Below are 18,659 nucleotides of genomic sequence, written 5' to 3'. Positions count from 1 at the left end.
GTGCGGAAGGGCCGGACGCGGGGCCCGCGGGGACGGAGTCCGACTCGCCGCCGGATTGAATTGACATCGCTTGCACGTTCAGGTTTGTGTCCTCAGCCGGGGTGGGTATGGCCACAGCGTGCCGGGCGCGAAGCCTTGACCGGCCCTTCCGTGATACCGGTCGAGGCGGTTGCCCGGGCCCGGCACGCCCAAGCGGTCGTGACTGAGCGCGGCGGGTGGCACCGAGGTTACTGAACGCTGCCGCCGGCCACTCACTGACCCCGGACATGCCGCAGCGCCCGGCGACAGACGTCGTCACTCGGGCACTGCGGCACAGCCTTGCTTGTTGCTCCGGCGCCGGCTTGCTCTGCTGCTCGGTGCTGTCTACTGCTCTCGCCCGCAAGCTACGGGCGGATCACGCGGTCAGGACGCGAGAACCTCGTCAAGCAGGGCCTCGGCCTTGTCTTCGTTCGTGTTCTCCGCGAGAGCGAGCTCACTCACCAGGATCTGGCGGGCCTTGGCGAGCATCCTCTTCTCTCCGGCGGAGAGTCCGCGCTCACGCTCTCGGCGCCACAGGTCGCGGACGACCTCCGCCACCTTGATCACGTCGCCGGACGCGAGCTTCTCGAGATTTGCCTTGTAGCGCCGGGACCAGTTGGTGGGCTCCTCGGCATACGGGGCGCGGAGCACCTCGAAGACCTTGTCCAGCCCGTCTGAACCGACCACATCTCGTACGCCGACGAACTCCGCATTGTCCGCTGGCACACGAACCGTCAAGTCGCCCTGCGCAACCTTCAGAACCAAGTAGGTCTTGTCCACGCCTTTGATCTGGCGAGTTTCGATAGCCTCGATCAGCGCGGCCCCGTGATGGGGATAGACCACGGTGTCGCCAACCTTGAACGTCATGTGTCAGGTACCCCTTCCGTGACTATCAAGAGTAACACGGAATCGGGCTCTTCTGAATGGCGTTTTCGCAGGTCAGACCGCATCTCGGGGCTTGACAACCGCACCCGTTACGTGCTGCGGGCTCCTCCATCTGACGGGTATTCGCAGGTCGGGGCACTTCTGCAAGCGGAGCGAAACACAATGGACACGACCGAAGAAGGGGCGTCGGAAAGCATCCGCTGTCCGTTTTGTCCAGCTGTAAGTCGTCGCCCGTTCGGCCTCCTTCGAGGCTTCACCGACTTTCCCAAGAATTGATCAGCAGTTCCGCTGATCAATTCACAAGCCGTTCGCATTCTTTACCGGGAAACGCCCTCCGCTGATCTTCGGCGGACCCCCGTACGCACGTGCACGGATCGCGCGGGCACGCGCCAGGAGGGTCGGGTGCGGGGGCGCACGAGAGGCTCGGTAACCTGAGCGCGCCACAGATCAACGTCACACGACACGACGTCCGATGACGTATCCGCCCCCGGGCGGGAAACCCAGTCCGCCGCGACCGGCACGTAGTTCGGCCGCCAGAGTTCGCCCAGGAGTTGCCGCCGCCGTGAGCAGCAGCATTCGACGCGGCACCCTCGCCGCAACCGCCCTCGTGCTCGCCGCCGCCACACTGTCCGCCTGCGCCGCCGGCAGGGACGCGCAGACGCTGGAGGTCAAGCCGGACAACGCCGCGACCTCCGTCGGTGACGTGAAGATCCAGAACGTCAACATCATCACCACGGACGATGGACCCTCCGCCGTGACAGCCCGGATCTTCAACGAGGGTACGAAGGCCGAGACTTTGACGTCCGTCACGGTCAAGGGCGCCGGAGCGCGCGTGAAGCTCAGCCCCGCGAAGGGCGAGAAGGCGCTGACGGTGCCCGCCGGCGGCTCCCTGGCCCTCGGCGGCAGGGGCAACGCCTCCGCCGTGCTGCCGGAGTCCGGCTCCACGGCCGTGAAGGACGGCAACGCGCAGCCGATCACCTTCGACCTGAGCCGTACGGGCGCGGTGAGCCTGCGGGCGACCGTGGTGCCGGAGCACGGCGACTACAAGAAGTTCGGACCGACCGTCGCGCCGTCGCCGAGCGCGCCCTCCGGTTCGCCTTCCGCTTCACCCTCCGGATCTCCCTCCGCGAGCCCGTCCGAGGACGCCTCCGGTTCCGCCTCGCCCGAGGAGGGCGACGCGGAGAACGGGGAAGAGATCGAGGAGGAGTCGGCGTCCGGGGACCACGCAGCCGGGCACTGAGCCTGACGCGAACGACCGGGCAGCGCACGGCAGATGTGTGAGGGCCCCGCCCGTACGGTCCGTACGGGCGGGGCCCTCGTCTGTGCGCTGGGTCGGCCTACGGCTCGAACTTGTAGCCCAGGCCGCGCACCGTCACCAGGAAGCGCGGTGCTCCCGGGTCGGGTTCGATCTTGGCGCGGAGACGCTTGACGTGGACGTCGAGGGTCTTGGTGTCCCCGACGTAGTCGGCGCCCCAGACCCTGTCGATGAGCTGCATCCGGGTCAGCACACGGCCCGCGTTGCGCAGCAGCATCTCCAGCAGGTCGAACTCCTTCAGCGGCAGGTCGACCTTCCCGCCGGAGACGGTCACGACGTGCCGGTCGACGTCCATGCGCACCGGCCCCGCTTCCAGAGCGGCGGGAGTGACCTCTTCCGGCTCGCCCTGGCGGCGGAGCACGGCACGGACTCGCGCGACCAGTTCGCGGGAGGAGAAGGGCTTGGTCACGTAGTCGTCGGCCCCTATCTCCAGGCCGACGACCTTGTCGATCTCGCTGTCCTTGGCGGTCACCATGATGACCGGGACGTTGGAGCGGCCGCGCAGCTGGCGGCAGACCTCGGTGCCGGGCAGCCCCGGCAGCATCAGGTCGAGCAGCACCAGATCGGCGCCGTTGCGTTCGAACTCGTCGAGCCCCTCGGGCCCCGTGGACGCGACAGCGACCTCGAAGCCTTCCTTGCGGAGCATGTACGACAGTGCGTCGCTGAACGATTCCTCGTCCTCGACGACGAGCACTCGGGTCACGGGAGGACCTCCGGGGCGGATTCAGGGGCGGCGCGAAGCGATTCGCGCGGCGTTGAGGATGAAGAGGTTGGTGGAGGCTTCGGCGGGTCGTGGTGGTCCATGGGCGTGGCGGGACGGAGACGGTCCTGCGATGTGCGCCGGGGATCGTCCGTGCCGTCCTCGCGGTCGCCTATGGCGTCCGGGTCGTCGATGTCGTCGGATTCCTCGAAGCTCTCGAAGCCCTCGATGTCGGAAGGTTCCTGCAGGGCACCTGAGAGGCGGTCGCGGCCGCGCCGCGCCGCCTCGGCCTGCTCCCGCGCTCTGCCGGCCTCCGGCAGCCGCAGGGTGAACGTGGAGCCCTGTCCTTCGGCGCTCCACACGGTGACCTCCCCGCCGTGCGAGGCGGCCACATGCTTGACGATGGCGAGACCGAGACCGGTGCCGCCGGTGGCGCGGGACCGCGCCGGGTCGACGCGGTAGAAGCGCTCGAAGACCCGGTCCTTGTCCCGCTCGGAGATGCCTATGCCCTGGTCGCTGACGGATATCTCGATGAAGTCGCCGCCGGGAGCGGCCACCCTGCGACCGGCGATACCGACCCGGGTGCGGGCCGGGGAGTAGTTCACGGCGTTCTCGACGAGGTTGCCCAGGGCGGCCGCGAGCTGGCTGCGGTTGCCCCATACGTAGAGGCCGTCCCCGCCCCCCGGGCCCAGGGTGATGTGCTTGCTGCCCGCCGACTGGCGGCAGCGGTCTATGGCCTCGGCCACCAGCTCGTCCACCCCGACGGGCTCGGAGTCCTCCATCGGGTTGTCGTTCTGCACCCGGGAGAGGTCGATCAGCTCCTGGACGAGATTGGTCAGCCTCGTCGACTCGTACTGCATGCGGCCGGCGAAGCGCTCGACGGCCTCGGGGTCGTCGGCCGCGTCCAGGACGGCCTCGGACAGGAGGGAGAGGGCACCGACCGGCGTCTTCAGCTCATGGCTCACGTTCGCGACGAAGTCGCGCCGTACGGCCTCGATCCGGCGGGCCTCGGTCAGGTCCTCGACGAGGAGCAGCACGAGCCGTGAGCCCAGTGGGGCCACACGGGCGGACACGGCGAGGGCGTCGCCCCGGCCCGTACCGCGGCGTGGCAGATCGAGTTCCACTTGGCGTATCTCGCCGTCCCGGCGGGTGTCCCGGGCCATCTGAAGCATCGGCTCCACGGCGAGCTTGCCGCCGCGCACCAGGCCCAGGGCGTACGCCGCGGAACTCGCCTTGACCACGGCGTCGGCCTCGTCCAGCACGACGGCGGAGGAGCGCAGCACCGACAGGACGGTGTCGACTCCGGGCGGGAGCACGGCCTCGGTGTGCAGCGACGAACGGGTGGGACGTGCCTGCTCCCGCTCGCTCCAGCGGAACGCCAGCATCGCGATCACTCCGGTGCACACTCCGGCGATCGCTGCCGCTGCGGCGACGGCCGCATTCACGTTCATGTCTCCAGGCTATGCGCGTCTGCAGACACTGCCCCAGTGGAATCCGCCCCAGCTCGAACACTCGTCCCCCAGAGTTCACCTTGAGGCCGTGACCGGTTCACTTGGGAGGTCGACGGCGGACGCATTTCGGACGGAGCGTGGGAGCGTGGAGGCGCCGATCCTGCGGCACGACCTCTGCCGAGAGACCATGCGAGGGAAGGACAGTCATGCGTGACGCGTATCACGAGGAGCTGGACTCGATCAGCGACAGCCTGGTCGAGATGGCCCGGCTCGTCGGCTCCGCGATCGGCCGCGCCACCACGGCGATGCTGGACGCGGACCTGAAGCTGGCCGAGAGCGTCATCGCGGCGGACGAGAAGGTCGACGACCTGCAGCGCGGTCTGGAGACCCGGGCCATCCAGCTGCTGGCGCGGCAGCAGCCGGTCGCGACCGACCTGCGGATAGTCGTCACCTCACTGCGGATGAGCGCCGACCTGGAACGCTCGGGCGACCTGGCGCAGCACGTCGCCAAGGTGGCCCGCCTGCGCTTCCCCGTGTCGCCCGTGCCGGGCGATCTTCAGGCGACGTTGCTGGAGATGGGGCAGCTGGCGCAGCGGCTGATGGCGAAGGCGGCAGAGGTGATCATCACCAAGGACGTCGATCTGGCGCTGCAGCTGGAGCAGGACGACGACAAGATGGACGACCTGCACCGGACGCTCTTCCAGCACCTGATGGACGACCGCTGGCAGCACGGCATCGAGACGGCCGTCGACGTGACGCTGCTCGGCCGCTACTACGAGCGCTTCGCGGACCACGCCGTGTCGGTGGCCCGCCGCGTGGTCTACCTGGTCACCGGCGACTACGCCGACGAGATCGACCCGGCGATGGCTGCGGCGAACGACGGCACCGCTCCGGTCGAGGGCGCCTGAGCAACAGGCGGCACCCGCAACTGCGCGCCCCGAGTCGGGACTCGGGGCGCGCAGTCGTGCGTGCACGAAGTCGCGGCTGCACGAGGCCCCGCGAGCACGGGCACACGGGACGCTTCCGCGGGAGGTGGCACGGCCGCAGCGTGCCCTGCCGTGTTGCGCCCTCTGCACCGACACCCGTGCACCGACGCGCCCTTGATGCGCCCAGGGGCGCCATCGGAGGGTTGGCAGGGAACCGGGGAGAAAGAAGGAGGGAAGTCATGGCTGGTCACAACGATCCGCCGCTGTCCCCCGCGCAAACCGAGGACCGGCCGACCCTGCACGTACTGGGGGCGTGCGGTTGCGGTCCGGGATGCGGATGCGGATGCCAGTCCGGCGGCCCCTGCCAGTGCGGCGGCTGCAGCGGCTGAGGTCCGCAGCAACGCAGGCACGTTCCGGTGCGCGGGCGCCGGAACCGTCAAGCCGCCGAGGTCCCTGTCCGGTTCGACGAGACAGGGCTCTCGGCCAGAACCAGCCCCCTGTACGCGGAAAGCCGCGGACAGGGGGCTCGGTCGTTCCCGCGGCAGGACGCGCTGCTGATCGCAGGAGCCGGCCCGCGGCGCGGGCGGCGTCGGCATTGAGACGTGACGAGTCCGGGCCGAGGTGTCAGACCCCTCTGGAAGCCTCGTCTCATGCCTCATGAGAGTGCTCCCGAACTCCTCCAGATCTCCGAGCCGCACCACGTCACCCCCGAAGTGCGACGGCAGCTGATCGACTGCTGGATCGCGGTGACCAACGCTGGAGGTGCCGCGGGTTTTCCGTTCCCTCCCGTCACCGAGGACGACGTCGCGCCTGTCGCGGACAAGCTGCTCGGCTGTCTCGACCCGCAGCGCAGTCGCCTCCTGGTCGCCAGGGCCGGCGGCTCGCTCGCGGGCTGGGTCGTCCTCAACCGCGATGTGCACCGGCTCGTGCGGCACTGGGGCACCGTTCACCACCTGCAGACCCACCCGGCCTTCCGCGGACGGGGAATCGGCGCGGCACTGGTCGAGAGGCTCCGGGAGACGGCCCGCGACGAACTGGGCCTGGAAGCCCTGCACTTGGCGGTTAGAGGAGGCGAAGGGCTGGAGGGGTTCTACGAGAGGCTCGGCTGGCGTGAGATCGGTCGCCGGCCGGATGCCCTGCGGCTCGACCCCGGCGACACCCGAGACGAAGTGCTCATGTTCCTCGGCCCGCTCTGACCCTTGCCGATGAGGCAATTGATGCGGGGCCACTGATGCGCGACGTCGCTTACGCGCGGCGCCGCTCGGCACACCCGCTGAGTGTGGCGTGACCCGGACGGCTGGCCGGCCGGGCCCCGCGCCTCGCCGGCCTACGGATTGTCGTCCAGCCAGCGAATCAGGTAGTACGGCCAGTTGCGCCCGTACAGGTACCAGAAAGCGATCCCGCCCGTCAGCACGACGAGCGTGATCTTGCATCCTCGTGACATGCGCGCCCCTCCCCCTCAGGCACCGCCCCGTTGAGCTGACGGGCGGCCGTCTCCCATTGTGTCGGGGCGACTTGATCGTCCGAAACGGGTTTGTCCGCGCGGTTCTTGAGCGCCGATTCACAGTTCCCGAGGGCCGTACACGGCGTTGCCCGAACCGGCGACGAGAGCCCAGTAGCGGTCTCCGTAGGACCAGTGCCACCACTCGGTCGGATAGTTGACCATCCCCGCGGCCGTCAGAGACGTGACCAGGAGAGCGCGATTGGCCCGCGCTTCGGCACCGATGTTCTCCGCCGACGTGTAGCAGGCTCCGTCGCTCTCCTCGGGGCTGTCGTTCAGCTGGGTGCCCATGTCCAACTCGTCACCGTCAGCCGTGACGAGGGTGAGGTCGACGGCCGCGCCCGCACTGTGCGGCGCGATCTCGGGCGGGGAGACGTAGCGGCTCGCGGCGGTGTGCACCTCGGCGGGGGACCAGCCGGGGTTGATCTCCCGGAGCTCCCGGGCGTAGCCGTCGAAGTAGGCGCGCTGCAGCGAGAGGGGCCGGTATCCCTCGACGAAGAGGAGACGGAGCCCGTCGGGCAGCGACTCCTGTGCCCTGACCAGACGGGCCAGGACGCCCTCTCTCAGATGCGCGAACGCGCCCGCGTCGTCCCGTCTGCGTGAGTCGATCTGCAGCGCCCCGTCAGCTTCGGCGCTCACGAGAGGTTCGCCGCATTCGTGCACCGGTATGGCCGCGACCTCGGGGGCGCTCATGAGAACGATCCTTGTCATGACACGATCCTGTCGCACCGGCGTCCTGCACGGGCCGTGCAGCGGTCTGACATCCCGCCACCACCTTTCTCGTGGAGCAGGGCGCTGAGGCCGGAGCCCGAACCGGCCCCGCGCCGCCTCCCGTCGGGACGCTACGTGGCCAGGCCGGCGAGCACCGCTTGCTCGACCGGAGTCGGATCAGCCCCGGAGAGATCGAGCTCGCCGGTCGGCTGGAGGGGCGGTTGGGCCATGAAGCGGGGAACCGTGCCGCGATGCGGTTGAGCCGCGTGCACGAGGAAGGGGTGGCACAACAGCACATCGCCCGGCGAACCGGTGGCGAGCACCTCTGAACGGCCTTCCGACGCCGGTACCGCGTCGCCGCAGAGTTCGAACCATTCGCGCCCCTCCTCGCCGGCATCGGCCAGAAGCGGCGGAACGTCGAGGTGAGAGCCGGCACGGATGCGGGTGGGGGCGTCGTCGGGGCCGATCTCGGAGAACAGGAACAGCATCAACAACGCTCGCCCCCGGGAGCGCAGGTTCACCCGGCCTTCTCCCGCGTCCCCGGCGAAACTCGCCTCAAGGTGCCAGCCGTCGTCTCCCGGCGCCTCCTCGCTCGGAAAGCGGATCGGCCATGTCCCCAGCGTGCCCCGCGGCCGCCAGCGCCCCTTGCCGACGAGCTGGTCGAATGCCTGGTGCAGCACCGGCTGGTTCGCTGCCGCACGCGCCGATTCGGTGGCCAGCTGATCCAGCCGTACCACCGGCGCGGACCATGTTGCGGGGTCATCGCGCTGACATCCGGCCGTTGCACGGACCGTCTCCCAGAGCTCGGCTCGACACTGCTCCACGAGCGCAGTCGGAACTGCCCCCCGCAGCGTCACGAAGCCTTCGCGAACGAACGTCGCCACCTGATCTTCACTCAGCACGACGCCACGATGATGTGGCCGCACGGCTCACGCAAGCGAATTCGAGGCCCGCAGGGTCACGCCTCGTCGCGGGCCTCGTTTCCGGCGTTGATTGCGGCAGCGAGCGCCAGCAGTGCTTCGACCTGAGCGACTCCGACGATGTGATCGCCCGTCAGGCCGCGGATGCTGCCCTTCAGCTGCTCGTCTCCCTTCAAGGCAGCGATCAGCTCCTGGGCCTTGTGTACATGCGTTGCGTAGTCGGCCATTGCGGCATCCCCTTGTGTCGGCCGTACAGTCACGGGTCCTCGGAGGTCGGTGGAACCCTAGCGCCGGCAACGGAGCCGAAAACAGTTCCTGCCCAGTGAGAACGGCGAGGGCTCATCGCATTTCGGGACGACTCCGGTCCTCTTCGCTTCCGTTGCTCCCGCTCTGCCTGCGGCACCGCCCGAGGTCCGTCCAGCGGCCGTCCGTTGCCTCAGTCGACTTCAGACATCACCGCGGAAGAAGAACCAGAGGATCTGAGTCTGCCGCCAGAAATACGCACAGAAGCCGACGACCCCACCCTCGTCGTCACCGCGAGCACAACGACGACCGTGAGCAGCCACTCGCCCCATGACATGTCTGGCCCTCCCCCTTGCGACGGTCCGCTGCCTCCCGGTGTGGAGTGACGGTTTGATCGTCTGAAACAGGAATTCGCCCTGCCGCCCGGCCCCGACGGCCCCTGCCCGCGTCGACGGCCCGGAGGCGGCCCACACCCCGCCCGGACACAACGAAGAGCCCCCTGCCGGCGAACCGCGGGCAAGGGGCTTCGTCGTGCCGTGGTGCTACTTCTTGCCTTGGTTCTTGACCGCCTCGATGGCCGCCTTCGCCGCATCGGGGTCGAGGTAGGTGCCGCCGCGGTTGACGGGGTGGAAGTCGGCGTCCAGCTCGTAGCTGAGGGGGATGCCGGTGGGGATGTTCAGGCCGGCGATCTCCTCGTCCGAGACTCCGTCGAGGTGCTTGACCAGGGCGCGCAGCGAGTTGCCGTGCGCCGCGACCAGGACCGTGCGACCCGCGAGGAGGTCCGGGATGATGCCGTCGAACCAGTACGGAAGCATCCGCCCGACGACGTCCTTGAGGCACTCGGTGCGCGGGCGGAGCTCACTCGGGACGGCGGCGTAGCGCGGGTCGTCGCTCTGCGAGAACTCGGAGCCGTCGGGCAGCTCCGGCGGCGGGGTGTCGTACGAGCGGCGCCAGAGCATGAACTGCTCCTCGCCGAACTCCTCGCGGATCTGCGCCTTGTCCTTGCCCTGAAGCGCCCCGTAGTGACGCTCGTTGAGCCGCCAGGAGCGGCGGACCGGGATCCAGAGCCGGTCGGCGGAGTCCAGGGCGAGCTGCGCGGTGCGGATCGCCCGCTTCTGCACTGACGTGTGCAGCACGTCGGGGAACAGACCGGCGTCCTTGATCAGTTCGCCGCCGCGGACCGCCTCCTTCTCGCCCTTCTCGGTGAGGTTCACGTCCACCCAGCCGGTGAACAGGTTCTTCGCGTTCCACTCGCTCTCTCCGTGCCGGAGGAGGATCAGCTTGTAAGGTGCGTCGGCCATGCGGTGAACCCTACTGGGTGTGTCCGGAGGCGATATCCAGCCACCCCTCTGTGGCGCCCGCGCACATGGGTCGGCGGCTGAATCGTCCCTACGGTCTCGCCATGACCCCCGAGAACCCCGCAGCTCCCCATAGTTCTGCGTCAGCCGTCCCGTCCACGTCCTTGAAGCGCATCGTCGCCGCCAGCCTCGTCGGCACGACGATCGAGTGGTACGACTTCTTCTTGTACGGCTCGGCAGCCGCACTGGTCTTCAACAAGATCTTCTTCCCCGACTCCGATCCTCTCGTCGGCACGCTGCTGTCTTTCCTCACCTATGCCGTGGGCTTCGCGGCCCGTCCGATCGGTGCGCTCGTCTTCGGGCACTACGGCGACCGGATCGGGCGCAAGAAGCTGCTGGTGCTGAGTCTGCTGCTGATGGGCGGGGCGACTTTCGCGATCGGGCTGCTGCCGACGCACGCCTCTGTCGGAACCCTCGCGCCCGTGCTGCTGACGACTCTGCGTCTGGTGCAGGGGTTCGCGCTGGGCGGCGAATGGGGCGGTGCGGTGCTGCTGGTCTCCGAACACGGGGACGCGAAACGGCGCGGCTTCTGGGCGTCCTGGCCGCAGACGGGTGTGCCTGCGGGGCAGTTGCTGGCGACGGCCGTACTGGCGGTGCTGACCGCGCTGCTGTCCGAGTCCTCGTTCCAGAACTGGGGCTGGCGGGTGCCGTTCCTGCTGTCGGGTGTGCTCGTCGGCATCGGTCTGTGGATCCGGCTGGCCGTGGACGAGTCCCCGGTCTTCAAGCAGGCCCGGGAGCGAGCCGAGGCGCGTAAGAAGGAGCAGAGCGCGCTGCCCACCGGCGAGAAGCAGGTCGAGAAGACGCCGCTGCTCGCGGTGCTGCGCTACCACTGGCGCGACGTGCTGATCGCCATGGGTGCGCGGATGGCGGAGAACATCAGCTTCTACGTGATCACGGCCTTCATCCTCGTCTACGCGACCGAGGAGCTGAAGCTGTCCCAGCAGACGGCGCTCAACGCCCTGCTGATCGCCTCCGCGGTGCACTTCGCCGTGATCCCGCTGTGGGGCGGGCTGTCCGACCGGCTGGGCCGCCGCCCGGTGTATCTGTTCGGTGCGGTGGGGACCGGCCTGTGGGTCTTCCCGTTCTTCTCGCTGCTGGACACCAAGAGCTTCGGCGCGATGCTGGTCGCGGTGACGGTGGGCCTGGTGCTGCACGGCGCGATGTACGCGCCGCAGGCAGCCTTCTTCGCGGAGCTGTTCGCGACCCGCATGCGCTACTCCGGAGCGTCGATCGGCGCGCAGTTCTCGTCGGTGGCCGCCGGTGCGCCGGCGCCTCTGATCGCCACGGCGCTGCTCGCGGACTACGGCAGCTCGACGCCGATCTCCCTGTACGTGATCGGGGCGGCGGTGCTCACCATCGTGGCGGTGGCCTGTGCGAAGGAGACCAAGTCGCGCGACCTCGCCGCGATCGGCGAGGACGACACCTCCACCGCGAGCGCAGGCGGCGCCCCGTCAGCCTCCGACCGCGTCAGCAAGACGGTGAAGTCGTAGCGCGAGCTGGGTCTCCAGCGCGCGTTCCGGCGCCTGCCAGTCGTCGCCCAGCAGCCTGGCCACTCTCTCCAGGCGCTGGGCGACGGTGTTGACGTGCACGTGCAGCTCGTCCTTGGCGCGGGCGGGGCTCATCCCGCACGCGAAGTACGCCTCCATGGTCGTCACCAGGTCGGTGCCGCGCCGCGCGTCGTAGTCGAGCACCGGTCCGAGTGTGCGGCGTACGAAACTGCCCACGTCACGGCTGTCGGTGAGCAGCATGCCGAGGAAGCCGAAGTCCTCGGCAGCCGCGCCCTGTCCGGACCGGCCCAGCAGCCGGAGGGCGTCCACACAGCGCCGCGCCTCGGGGTAGGCGGCCGCGACGGCGCCGGGCTGTGCGGCGGGGGCCGGCACCGTCGCCGAGGAACCGACCGTGACGGGTGACCCGGCGGCGACCCCCAGTTGGGCGGCGACGTCCTGGGCGAGCCGGGAGGCCGTGAGGTCCTGTGCGGCGCTGTCCCGGGACTTCTGAGCCAGCGGCAACAGCAGCACCGTGCCTCCGTCGCGGGCCGCGGCGAGCCCGTGCCGGGTCACGGCCAGGTGGGACGCGGCCGCCCACAGACGCTGCCTTCCCATGCTCTCTTCCGCGTCTCCCCCGGTGTGCCCGTCGAGCCGGGCGCTGAGCAGTACGTGCGGTGCGTCCAGGTCGGCGTGCAGACGCGCCGCACGGTCGCGCAGGAGGCGCGGGTCGTGCCGGGTCGCGTCCAGCAGTTCGTCCAACAGCTCGCCGCGCACGCGCTGTTCGGCCTCGCTGGCCGAACGGCGGGCGAGCAGCAGCAGCGACGTGACCATCGCGGCTCGTTCGAAGGTGCGCTGGTCCACCGGGTCGAGTGCGGGGTGCCCGTGCAGTACGAGCGCGCCGAGCAGTTCGCCGCCTGCGGAGACCGCGGTGACCCAGCTGTCGCCGTCGCGCACGGCGTATCCGTCGCTGCGGGAGCGCTCCACGGCCGTACGAGCGGAGGCGACGACGGGCTCCACGAACTCGACGCGGCCCGCGAGCACTTCGGCGACGGCTCCGGCCACGTCGGTCACGTCGCCGCCGCGCAGGACGAGTTCGGTGAGCCGGTCGTGGACGTCGCTCGCGCGCTCGATCATCTCGTTGGCCGTCTCCAGGTCGGCCAGCGCGTCACGGGTCTCGGAGAGCAGGCGCGCGTTGTCGATGGCGACGGCCGCGTTGGCCGCGAACGAGCCGAGCAGCGCGACCTGTTCGCGTTCGAAGACGCGTGCGCGGCGGTCAGCCGCGTAGAGGACGCCGATCACGTCACGACCGCCAAGGAGCAGCGGCACGCCGAGGATGGCGACCAGGCCCTCCTCCCCGACCGCGCTGTCGATGGTGTGGGTGTGCCGGAAGCGCTCGTCCGCCGGATAGTCGTCGGTGACGTACGGGCGGGCTGTCTGCGCGACGAGGCCGCCCAGTCCCTCTCCCATGCCGAGCCGCAGCTGCTGGAAGCGTGCGGAGACGGAGCCCTCGGTGACGCGCATGTAGGTGTCGCCGCGCTCGTTGTCGGTGAGGGTCATGTACGCGACCTCGGTGCCCAGGAGGGACCGGGCGCGCTGCACGATGGCGCGCAGCACGTCGTCCAGGTCCCGCAGCCCTGCGAGGTCGTGGACGGTCTCGATGAGCGCGGTCAGTTCGGCCTCACGCCGCCGTCGGCCCTCCAGCTCCGCGCGGATGCGCAGCGCGAGCAGTTTGCCGCTCTCCAGGGAGGCCAGCTCTTCGGGGGACGCTCCCGCGGCGCGCGCCTCGGCGAGCGGTTCGTCGTACGCCTCGGCGGGTGCACGTCGGGTGAGGAGTTCCAGGTAGGCGGCGTCGGGCCGGGCTCGGGGCATGGTCACAGGCTTACCCGTGGTGCGGTGTGTGACGCCATAGGTGAGTGCAGGCCGGAGTGACACTCGTGACCGGTGTGACGGTCGTGGCGACGGCTGGGACGGCAGGTCTGGCGTCGGACGGAACGGATTCGGTTCGGCCGGCGGGCGGCGTTCAGTGAGCGGTCCACCCGCCGTCGAGGGGGAGCGAGGAGCCGGTCACGAAGGACGCTTCGGGCGTGCACAGCCAGACGACGGCCTCGGCGACCTCCTCGGGCTCCAGGAGCCGCTTGAGCGCGGAGTCCGCGAGCAGGATCTCGGACACCACCCGGTCGGCCGAGATGCCGTGCGCCGCCGCCTGGTCGGCTATCTGCTGCTCGACCAGGGGCGTACGGACGTAGGCGGGGCTGACGCAGTTGGAGGTGACCCCGTGCTGGGCGCCCTCCAGAGCGGTGACCTTGGACAGGCCCTCCAGGCCGTGCTTGGCGGAGACGTAGGCCGACTTGTACGGGGAGGCGCGCAGACCGTGCACGGAGGAGATGTTCACGACCCGGCCCCAGCCCTGCTCGTACATGTGCGGCAGGGCGCCGCGGATGAGCCGGAAGGGCGCCTCGAGCATCAGCGTCAGCAGCTTGTGGAACTCCGCGGGCGGGAACTCCTCGATGGGGCGCACCAGTTGGACGCCCGCTCCGTTGACGAGGATGTCCGCGCCGGCTGCTGCGCGCTCGGCGGCGTCCAGCCCGTCGGGGTCGGTCAGATCGAGGGGGTAGGGCTGCGTGGCGCCGCCGGGCACGGTGTCCTGAAGGGCGTCCAGCCCGTCGGCGTCGCGGTCGACTGCCCGCACCTTGGCTCCGGCCGTCGCCAGCCGCAGCGCACACGCGCGGCCGATGCCGCTCGCGGCTCCTGTGACCAGCGCGGTACGTCCGCTGAGGTCGAGGGCGACGGACTGCGGGCCGGGTGTCAGCTGCTCGGTCATGCCGCCAAGCTAGGCGCGCCCACATCGGTGCCCAATGTGGTCAGGCCACACTCACCGCCGGTGAGCGCTGGACGTACGCCACGTTCGGCGGCGGGCCTCTACGCCTCTACGGTCGGCGCGACCCCCATGGGACCACCCCACAGGTTCCATGGGCCCCCACAGAAGGAGCGCCATGAAAGCCACAAGCCGAAGAGTCGCTCTGACACTGACCACCCTGACCACGCTCGGGCTCGCCGCCATCGGGGGCACCACCCAGGCCGCGGGCTTCGAACCGGGCGCCGTCGCGTCCGCGGAACGTACGGGCGCGGACACCAACGAGAAGAAGGCGGAAGCGGCCGGCCTGGAGAAGGTCGGCGACTTCGGGTCGAACCCCGGTGCGCTCAGCATGTACCGCTACGCGCCGGAGGGGCTGCCCGCCGGGAGTCCCGTCGTCGTCGTGCTGCACGGCTGCACGCAGGACGCGTCCACGTACTTCGAGGGCGCGGGCTGGAAGAGCTTCGCGGACGCCGGCGGTTTCTCCGTCGTCGCCGCACAGCAGGAACAGGGCAACAACATCAACAAGTGCTTCAACTGGTTCCAGTCCGGGGACGTCTCCCGCGGCCAGGGCGAAGCGCTGTCGATCAAGCAGATGGTGGACCGTACGGTCGCCGATCTCGATGCGGACGCCTCGCGGGTCTTCGTCACGGGGCTCTCTGCGGGCGGTGCCATGACGTCCTCGATGCTGGCGGCCTATCCGGACGTCTTCAAGGCGGGCGCTGTCATCGCCGGGCTGCCGCACGGCTGCGCGAAGACCGTGGCCGACGCCTTCACCTGCATGAACCCCGGCGTCAGCAAATCGGCTGCCGAATGGGGCGACCTGGTCAGGAGTGCCGCACCGGACCACTCGGGCGCCCGCCCGACGGTGTCGGTCTGGCACGGTACGGCCGACACCACGGTCGTACCGGCGAGCGCGAAGGAGTCCGTGAAGCAGTGGACGAACGTGCACGGCACCGACCAGGAGGCCGACGCCACCGAGGAGTTGCCCGGCGGCACGACCCGTACGGACTACACCGGCGGCGACGGTGGCGTCGTCGTACGTGACTACTCCGTGAAGGACATGCCGCACGGCACGCCGGTGAAGCCGGACGAGGGCTGCGGAAAGGCCGGCGAGCACTTCCTCGACACGATCTGCTCCAGCGGCCGCATCACGGCGGACTGGGGACTGGGCGGCTGACGGAGACCCTCCCGATCTCCAGCGCTCCCCCGGAGGGCCTCGATGGCGCGCCTCCTGTGCGCGTCCGGCCGCTCACACCTCTGGGGGAGCGTGCTTTCCCGAATCCGGCGGCTCCTCCTCGCCCGTGCTCAAGGGCATGGGCGAGGAGCCGTGAAGGTCGCACGGTCCGGCAGGAGCCTCTCCTCGCAGGCGCGGCGCGCGCACTCCTCACACGATGGAACAGGCACCTCCCGGTAGCCGCCGTACACACAGGAAGAGGAGAAGGGAAACAGATGAAGAACCTCGCTCGCGCGACAGCCACCGCCGGCCTCGCCGTCGCCTTCGGCGTCATCGCCGTGCCCTCGGCCTCCGCCGCGGTGCACGAGACCGCGTCTTCCGCCAAACCCAAGTCCTCTGCAGCCGCCACGACTTCGGCGCCCACGAAGAAGGCGGCGGCCAAGGAGTCAGCGGCGAAGAGAGCCGCAGCGAACAAGGCGGCGCAGAAGGCGGCGGTGCAGAAGGCCGTCGCGAAGGCGATCGCCGAGCGGCCCGTCACCGTCAACGTGTACTACGTGATGCACGACGGCCGGGTCGTGACCGAACAGGGGCCGGGGAATCTCGCCGCCCACGAGGTCGAGAACTCCGAAGCCGTCGACATGCGAACCCAGAACGAGCCCATCACCACAGGTGACCTCAGCGCGGACCGCGCCGAAGGCCCCGTCACCTTCGAGGTGGAGGGTTCCGAGCAGGACACCGGCGAAGTCTCCTGAACCCCCTCGCCACCGAGTGAGCCCGCTGCCGCTCCGCGCGTCCAACTGGCCGCCGTTCGACGTGCGTTGACCGACGTCCGTTGACCGGAGGCGCGGGGTGGCGGCGGCTTGCGGGAGGCGTTCAGCCCTTGCCGCGGTCCGTCTTCGCGCCGCCCGTCAGATGCGTGAACGCGTCGAGGTTGCGCGTCGATTCGCCGCGCGAGGTACGCCAGTCGTACTCACGGCGGATGGCCGTGGCGAACCCCATCTCCAGCAGCGTGTTGAAGGATCCGTCGGCGTTCTCCAGTACCGCCCCCAGCAGCCGGTCCACCTCGTCCGGGGTGACGGCCCCCAGCGGGAGGCGGCCCGCGAGATAGACGTCCCCGAGACTGTCCAGGGCGTAACTGACCCCGTAGAGGCGGGTGTTGCGCTCAAGCAGCCAGCGGTGCACCGCGGCGTGGTTCTCGTCGGGGCAGCGCACGACGAAGGCGTTGACGGAGAGCGAGTGCCTGCCGACGGCGAGGGAGCAGGTCGTCGAGAGCTTGCGCGTACCGGGGAGGGTGACGACATACGTGCCCTCGGACGGGTTCTCCCACTCCAGTTCCGCCTCGCGCAGGGCCTGCTCGACGGCGTTCCTGGCGCTCTCGGAGCTTCCGGCACTCTTCGCGTCAGCCATGCGCCGATCGTAGGTGACGGCGCTTGTCGTGCATCGCGGCGGCGTAGACGTCGAGGGTCCTGGCCGCCGCTGCTTCCCATCCGAATCCGGCGGCGTGCCGAGCCGCGGCTTCGCCCATGCTGTCCGCCAGCCCGTGCCCACCGCCCGGAGCCGGCTCCCCCGTACCGGTGATGAAGCGCCGCAGAGCCTGCGCGTACGCACGGGGTTCGTGGCCCTCGACGAGGAAGCCGCTGACCGAGTCGCGCACCGCGACCGGCAGGCCGCCCACCGCCGCGGCGATGACGGGGGTGCCGCAGGCCTGCGCCTCGACCGCCACCAGCCCGAACGACTCGCTGTAGGAGGGCATTACCAGCACGCTGGCCGCCCGGTACCAGTCCGCCAACTCCTCCTGGCCCACAGGCGGGTGGAAGCGCACCACGTCCGAGATGCCGAGCTTCGCGGCGAGCTTGTGCAGCCGCTCCGGCTTGGCGAGTCCGCTGCCGCTGGGCCCGCCCACCACGGGGACCACCAGGCGGCCCCGGAGTGCGGGGTCCTCCTCGACGAGCAGCGCGACGGCGCGCAGCAGGATGTCCGGCGCCTTGAGGGGCTGTATCCGGCCGGCGAAGAGCGGGATCAGTGCGTCCTGCGGCAGCCCGAGCCTCGCGCGTGCGGCGGCACGTCCGTCGGCCGGCCGGAAGCGCTCAAGGTTGACGCCGGGATGGACGACGGCCGTACGCCCGGGGTCGGCGTCGTAGTGCCGGACCAGGTCGCCCGCCTCCTCGGCGGTGTTGGCGATGAGCCGGTCGGCGGCCCGTACGATCTGCGTCTCGCCGATCACACGCGCGGCAGGTTCAGGGGTGTCGCCCTTGGCGAGCGCCGCGTTCTTCACCTTGGCCATGGTGTGCATGGCGTTCACCAGCGGAACGCCCCAGCGCTGGGCCGCGAGCCAGCCGACGTGCCCCGAGAGCCAGTAGTGGGAGTGGACGAGGTCGTAGTGCCCAGGGCGCTGGCCTGCCCAGGCCTGCATCACTCCGTGCGTGAACGCGCACAGCTGCGCGGGCAGTTCCTCCTTGGCCAGCCCCTCGTACGGTCCGGCGTCGATGTGACGCACCAGCACTCCGGGCGACAGCTCCACACTCGGGGGGAGGGCGGCCGTCGTGGCACGCGTGAAGATCTCCACCTGGGTGCCGTGCTCGGCGAGCTGCTTGGCGAGCTCGACGATGTAGACGTTCATGCCGCCCGCGTCGCCCGTACCGGGCTGATGGAGCGGCGAGGTGTGCACGCTGAGCATGGCCACCCTGCGCGGCCGGCGGGATGATCCGTTGAGCCTGAGGCGCGGCCGTTGCTGTTGCGGCATCCGGCCACGCCGCTGGCCGAGCCTGGCCATGTACTGGCTCACGGGCGATTGCCTCCTCTGTGCCTGCTGTGGAGTGCGGTGCGCAGAGCCTCGGGGCCCTCCAGGCAGAACACCGGAAGGTCTGCTTCCCATTTCCGCTTTGCCGAATCTTGACGACGGAAGCATGCGGAAGGATCCCGTCCGGTGCCGGCACGGCTGCCGCTCCCGTCCCGGCCGTGCCCGGTGCCCCCGTACGCTCGTGCCATGACCGCCCGCTCCCCCGCCCGTCCGGTGGGGACGGTGACGCGCGGGACGACCAACCCCAACCGGCTGCGGCGCATGGACCGCTGGCTCGCGGCCGTGCACGGTCCCGCGCTTCTCCGCTGCCCCG

At 70.0% G+C, this 18,659-nt stretch carries 17 protein-coding genes and 1 pseudogene; 7 read left to right on the top strand and 11 right to left on the bottom strand.

All coding sequences use genetic code 11. From position 1 onward, the window contains the following. Positions 1-402 precede the first annotated feature (402 nt). Entirely contained in the window at positions 403-885 is a 483-nt protein-coding gene (locus H5J26_RS16585; protein WP_045861969.1) for a CarD family transcriptional regulator, read from the bottom strand. A 580-nt stretch (positions 886-1,465) separates the two neighbouring features. Here H5J26_RS16585 and H5J26_RS16580 point away from each other — a divergent pair. After that, positions 1,466-2,143 carry a DUF461 domain-containing protein gene (locus H5J26_RS16580; RefSeq protein ID WP_181766639.1) on the top strand — a complete coding sequence of 226 codons (678 nt, stop codon included), beginning with the start codon at positions 1,466-1,468 and terminating at the stop codon, positions 2,141-2,143. Between the two features lie 97 nt (positions 2,144-2,240). On the opposite strand, the gene H5J26_RS16575 is transcribed toward H5J26_RS16580, so the two are convergent. Beyond that, positions 2,241-2,921: a response regulator transcription factor gene (locus tag H5J26_RS16575; RefSeq protein ID WP_181766638.1), complete on the bottom strand. Its 681-nt coding sequence runs from the start codon at positions 2,919-2,921 to the stop codon at positions 2,241-2,243. Beyond that, on the bottom strand, positions 2,918-4,369 hold the full coding sequence (locus tag H5J26_RS16570; RefSeq protein WP_181766637.1) for a sensor histidine kinase: 1,452 nt from the start codon (positions 4,367-4,369) through the stop codon (positions 2,918-2,920). The genes H5J26_RS16575 and H5J26_RS16570 overlap by 4 nt, the downstream gene beginning before the upstream one ends. Before the next feature lie 206 nt (positions 4,370-4,575). Between H5J26_RS16570 and phoU the strand changes: the two genes are divergently transcribed. Together phoU and H5J26_RS16560 are read left to right on the top strand one after the other, a co-directional pair. Next, a complete protein-coding gene (phoU, locus tag H5J26_RS16565) occupies positions 4,576-5,277 on the top strand; it encodes a phosphate signaling complex protein PhoU (RefSeq protein WP_181766636.1) in 702 nt (233 codons plus the stop codon). Positions 5,278-5,945: 668 nt separating this feature from the next. Next, complete coding sequence (locus H5J26_RS16560) at positions 5,946-6,491, top strand: GNAT family N-acetyltransferase (protein ID WP_181766635.1); 546 nt, start codon at positions 5,946-5,948, stop codon at positions 6,489-6,491. 365 nt (positions 6,492-6,856) lie between these two features. Here H5J26_RS16560 and H5J26_RS16555 read toward each other — a convergent pair whose 3' ends face one another. From H5J26_RS16555 to H5J26_RS16540, 4 genes are all read right to left on the bottom strand, one after another. Then, positions 6,857-7,507: a M15 family metallopeptidase gene (locus H5J26_RS16555; protein ID WP_181766634.1), complete on the bottom strand. Its 651-nt coding sequence runs from the start codon at positions 7,505-7,507 to the stop codon at positions 6,857-6,859. A gap of 131 nt (positions 7,508-7,638) precedes the next feature. Beyond that, complete coding sequence (locus H5J26_RS16550; protein ID WP_210771414.1) at positions 7,639-8,406, bottom strand: phytanoyl-CoA dioxygenase family protein; 768 nt, start codon at positions 8,404-8,406, stop codon at positions 7,639-7,641. Positions 8,407-8,465: 59 nt separating this feature from the next. Beyond that, positions 8,466-8,654, bottom strand: a complete 189-nt coding sequence (locus tag H5J26_RS16545) for a hypothetical protein (RefSeq protein ID WP_181766632.1) — start codon at positions 8,652-8,654, stop codon at positions 8,466-8,468. A gap of 558 nt (positions 8,655-9,212) precedes the next feature. Then, positions 9,213-9,971 carry a phosphoglyceromutase gene (locus H5J26_RS16540; RefSeq protein WP_181766631.1) on the bottom strand — a complete coding sequence of 253 codons (759 nt, stop codon included), beginning with the start codon at positions 9,969-9,971 and terminating at the stop codon, positions 9,213-9,215. 101 nt (positions 9,972-10,072) lie between these two features. Here H5J26_RS16540 and H5J26_RS16535 point away from each other — a divergent pair, with 101 nt between their 5' ends. Continuing rightward, a complete protein-coding gene (locus tag H5J26_RS16535; RefSeq protein ID WP_181766630.1) occupies positions 10,073-11,518 on the top strand; it encodes an MFS transporter in 1,446 nt (481 codons plus the stop codon). On the opposite strand, the gene H5J26_RS16530 is transcribed toward H5J26_RS16535, so the two are convergent. Next, positions 11,480-13,384 carry a helix-turn-helix domain-containing protein gene (locus tag H5J26_RS16530; protein ID WP_181766629.1) on the bottom strand — a complete coding sequence of 635 codons (1,905 nt, stop codon included), beginning with the start codon at positions 13,382-13,384 and terminating at the stop codon, positions 11,480-11,482. The two genes, H5J26_RS16535 and H5J26_RS16530, sit on opposite strands and share 39 nt — an antisense overlap. Positions 13,385-13,535: 151 nt before the next feature. Further along, positions 13,536-14,336, bottom strand: coding sequence for a 3-hydroxybutyrate dehydrogenase (locus H5J26_RS16525; RefSeq protein ID WP_181766628.1), 801 nt, complete (start codon positions 14,334-14,336; stop codon positions 13,536-13,538). 172 nt (positions 14,337-14,508) lie between these two features. On the opposite strand from H5J26_RS16525, the gene H5J26_RS16520 reads away from it, so the two are divergent. Together H5J26_RS16520 and H5J26_RS16515 are read left to right on the top strand one after the other, a co-directional pair. Next, the gene (locus H5J26_RS16520) at positions 14,509-15,549 is read left to right on the top strand and encodes an alpha/beta hydrolase family esterase (protein ID WP_181766627.1); all 1,041 of its coding nucleotides are present in this window, start codon (positions 14,509-14,511) and stop codon (positions 15,547-15,549) included. A 272-nt stretch (positions 15,550-15,821) separates the two neighbouring features. Then, on the top strand, positions 15,822-16,298 hold the full coding sequence (locus H5J26_RS16515; protein ID WP_181766626.1) for a hypothetical protein: 477 nt from the start codon (positions 15,822-15,824) through the stop codon (positions 16,296-16,298). Positions 16,299-16,419: 121 nt separating this feature from the next. Here H5J26_RS16515 and H5J26_RS16510 read toward each other — a convergent pair whose 3' ends face one another. Then, the gene (locus H5J26_RS16510) at positions 16,420-16,953 is read right to left on the bottom strand and encodes a YbjN domain-containing protein (RefSeq protein WP_181766625.1); all 534 of its coding nucleotides are present in this window, start codon (positions 16,951-16,953) and stop codon (positions 16,420-16,422) included. After that, complete coding sequence (gene mshA / locus H5J26_RS16505; protein ID WP_181766624.1) at positions 16,946-18,331, bottom strand: D-inositol-3-phosphate glycosyltransferase; 1,386 nt, start codon at positions 18,329-18,331, stop codon at positions 16,946-16,948. The genes H5J26_RS16510 and mshA overlap by 8 nt, the downstream gene beginning before the upstream one ends. Positions 18,332-18,532: 201 nt before the next feature. Between mshA and H5J26_RS31540 the strand changes: the two are divergent. Continuing rightward, a pseudogene (locus H5J26_RS31540) lies at positions 18,533-18,659 on the top strand (class I SAM-dependent methyltransferase); the annotation flags it as partial.

The sequence above is a fragment of the Streptomyces albidus (ex Kaewkla and Franco 2022) genome (assembly GCF_013870515.1).
Taxonomy (GTDB): domain Bacteria; phylum Actinomycetota; class Actinomycetes; order Streptomycetales; family Streptomycetaceae; genus Streptomyces; species Streptomyces albidus.
The sequence above is the reverse complement of the archived record's forward strand: the minus strand, read 5'-3'. Positions and strand labels throughout refer to the sequence as shown.